The organism is Mycobacterium sp. TH-M11 (assembly GCF_057473725.1).
On sequence record NZ_JBYCLD010000208.1, the window covers coordinates 1 to 3,218 of the forward strand.

At 66.4% G+C, this 3,218-nt stretch carries 2 protein-coding genes; both read left to right on the plus strand.

The window, feature by feature from the left end; genetic code table 11:
* Nucleotides 1-211: 211 nt before the first annotated feature.
* Complete coding sequence (locus tag AC2VOG_RS09025; RefSeq protein ID WP_486939569.1) at nucleotides 212-1,921, plus strand: DEAD/DEAH box helicase; 1,710 nt, start codon at nucleotides 212-214, stop codon at nucleotides 1,919-1,921.
* A partial coding sequence (locus tag AC2VOG_RS09030; protein WP_486939570.1) for a hypothetical protein occupies nucleotides 1,918-3,218 on the plus strand: 1,301 nt, incomplete at its 3' end. The genes AC2VOG_RS09025 and AC2VOG_RS09030, both read left to right, overlap by 4 nt.

The following is a 3,218-nucleotide window of genomic DNA, read 5'->3' on the forward strand; positions in this document are numbered from 1 at the left end:
GGTTCGCAACTCTCGACCAGTCCATACCCCTTGACGCTGTCCGGCACGCCGACACGCACAATCTGACGCTGATCTGATTTCGCCCGTCGCGCACTCGCGAGAATCGCATCGGCCTCATTGGTCACACGTCGGCGTGGGCTATCGGACATGTCGGTAGTCGCCGGTACCGTTCCGGCGCAAGGATGCACCCGGGCTATGAGTAGGGGGCCACATGACCGTCGCCAACGCTGCCGACGAGACGCCGACAACAGACCTGTCCGCTTACTTGCCGCTGCTGACACGGTTGCGCAATGGCACACGGCCGCAGCCGGATTGGTCGACGATCGTCGATGATGCCGTCAAGGTCTGGGCACGCCCGGGGTTCGATACCTTGCTCGCGATACCGGGGTTGAGGTTCGAGCCGTTCGACTATCAGTTGCAGACGGCGCGCACCGTGTTGCGGCGGATGCGCGGCCGGGGCATTTTGGCCGACGAGGTCGGGCTCGGCAAGACGATCGAGGCGGGATTGGTGCTATCCGAGTTACGCATGCGCGGGCTCGCCAACCACGTGCTCGTGGTCGTCCCCGCGGGACTTGTCGACCAATGGCGCGACGAGCTCGAGCGCAAGTTCGGGGTGCCGACCGTGGTCGCTCAATCTGAGTCGACGTCCGCCCGCGAGAGCGGCATGGACCGACCGGTCACTATCGCATCGCTCGCTGCCGCTCGCCGCGATCCACTGCTGGGCAGGCTCACCGCTGCCAACTGGGATCTGGTGATCTTCGATGAGGCGCATCGGCTCCGCAATCCGCGAAGCGCGTCAGGCAAGCTCGCGCGCAGTCTCCAAGCTCGTTACCTGCTGATGCTGACCGCAACACCGGTGGAGAACAAGCTGTCCGACCTGTACCAGTTGGTCAGTCTCGTCGCGCCCGGGCTGCTGGGCACGCCCGCCCAGTTCCGCGCCAAACACGCTGCGGCATCGGCTGAATCGAAACCACAGAATCTTGAGGATCTGCGCGCACGGACCCGAGAGGTGATAGTCAGACATCGCCGCAGCGAGGTGGCGGTGATGCTGCCGCCTCGCCTCGCCGAGACGGTGATGGTAACGCCCGGCATCCACGAGGCCGGCCTCTACGCCGATATCGTTCGGCGAATCAGGTCAGCGGCAACGGGGCCGCGACGGGCGCGGTTCACCCTGCGGGGCCTGACCCGACTGGCCGGTTCCAGCCCCGCGGCCGCCGCACCTACGCTCGCGAAGCTCGGATGGGCCGACCTCGCTGAGTGTGCCCGCGCCATCCGAGAGCCGAGCAAAGTGCGGGTACTCGTCGAACTCCTTCAGCGCCACCTCAGCAAGGGTGAGAAGGTGCTGGTGTTCACCGGGTTTCGCCAAGCACTGGATGGACTCGTCGCCGCGGTCGAGGCCGCCGGGATGACGTCCGCGGTGTATCACGGCAGCCTTACCCGGGCGGAGAAGGAGTCGGCGATCGCGCAATTCCGCGGCGAAACGCCGATCCTGCTGTCGACCGAGTCAGCGGGTGAGGGTCGCAACCTGCAGTTCTGCCACGTCATGGTGAACTTCGATCTGCCGTGGAACCCCATGCAGATTGAACAGCGGGTCGGCCGGCTGCATCGGGTCGGGCAGGAACACGATGTGACGCTGACCAATCTGGTCTCCCGGGGCAGCATCGAACAACGGATCATGCATGTGCTCGAAGCGAAGATCAACCTGTTCGAACTCGTTGTCGGCGAACTTGACATGATCCTCGGCCGGGTCGATGACGACTTCGATTTCGAGACCGAGGTTTTCGATGCGTTCGTCGATGCCGCCGATGACGATGAGTTCGAGCGACGGCTCGACACACTCGGCAACGCGCTCGCCGAGGCAAGAGGCAGCTACCTGCGAAGCCGTGCGGATGTCGACCTGCTGGTGGGCGGGCCGTCGTGACGAACGCTGATGTGGGCCTGGACTTCTGGCTGCGATATGTCGAAGCAATCGGAGGACTCACCGAATCCAGTGGCGATACGGCGCTGGTGATGCTCCCACCGACTCTGCAGACGACGCTGGAGCTTCCCGAGGAGCTGCGGGTCACCGCCGATCCTGATGTGGCCCGCGAGGACGGTGCGACCTTGCTCTCGGCCGGGCATCCCGCGCTGGGACGCGCCGCCGACGCGGTCCTGGCGCTGGGTGACGTCGCCGCGATGGCCGTGGAGGTGGCCGCCACGCCACCACCACCGGTTGAGCACCTGCAGGGAATCGCGCGCGACCAGTTCGCCATCGATCATGGACGGATCGATGCTTCGGGCACACCGACGCGGTCGGTGCGTTCGTTTCTGCGTGTCGGGGCGCTGGTCGACTACACGCTCTCCAGCGACGACCACTACCAGGAATGCGCCGAATGCTGGGTAGACGTGCAGCGGCGACGCCAGCTCCTCACCCAGGTCAGTGGGAAGCTGGCCGCTTTGCCGACGGTGCGGACAGATGGTTCGCTGTCACTCACTGACCTGACCGCCGCGATCGGTTGCGCCGACCGGGATATCGAACAGTGTGCGCAGCGGCGGCGATCCGAGCTCGGTGACGACGTCCGCAAGGTCCGCGACGCGGAGCTCGAACGAGTCGAGGCCTACTACCGCGATGCGCTAGCCACGATCGAGCGGCGGCGAGCGCAAGCTCCTGCCGACCGGCGGGAGCTGCTGGACGCACGCGCCGACAGCGTACGGTCCGAGCGCGCCCGGCGGATCGCCGAAACCCGAGAGAAGTATCAGGCGAGCCACCAAGTTCGGCCGTATCGGTTGCACCTCTACGAAGTGCCGGTATGGCGGTTGCCGGTCGACGTGCGCCGCGGCGACCGGCGGTATCCGTTGACACTCGATTGGCTCATCCCATTGGGCCGTTTCGCCGACATCGCGTGCCCACACTGCGGTGCTGACGGCCAATTGGTCGCCACGAAGACGAGGCTCGGATGCGCCGGCTGTGTTTCCCGCCCCACTGTCCAGATCGCCCCCGAGCCCCCCAGACCACCGGCGCGGCCCGCCGCCACGAAGCCAGACCAGGCGGCCGCGCCACGGCTGACACCCAAGAAGCAGGCGTCCCCGGTACGCGCCCAGCCCGGCGCCCCTCTCAGCCCGACGCCGGCCAGGCTCGACAAACTCGCGGACAAGCTGGCCGGAAAGCTGTGGGAGGCGGTGGTAGGCAACGACCGCCGGGTGGTACGTCTGTGCGTGCCGGATTCGCCTGCTGCGGC

Excerpts from the sequence above, each read along its gene's own strand:
- AC2VOG_RS09025 (WP_486939569.1), top strand. The coding sequence starts at position 212 with ATGACCGTCGCCAACGCTGCCGACGAGACGCCGACAACAGACCTGTCC.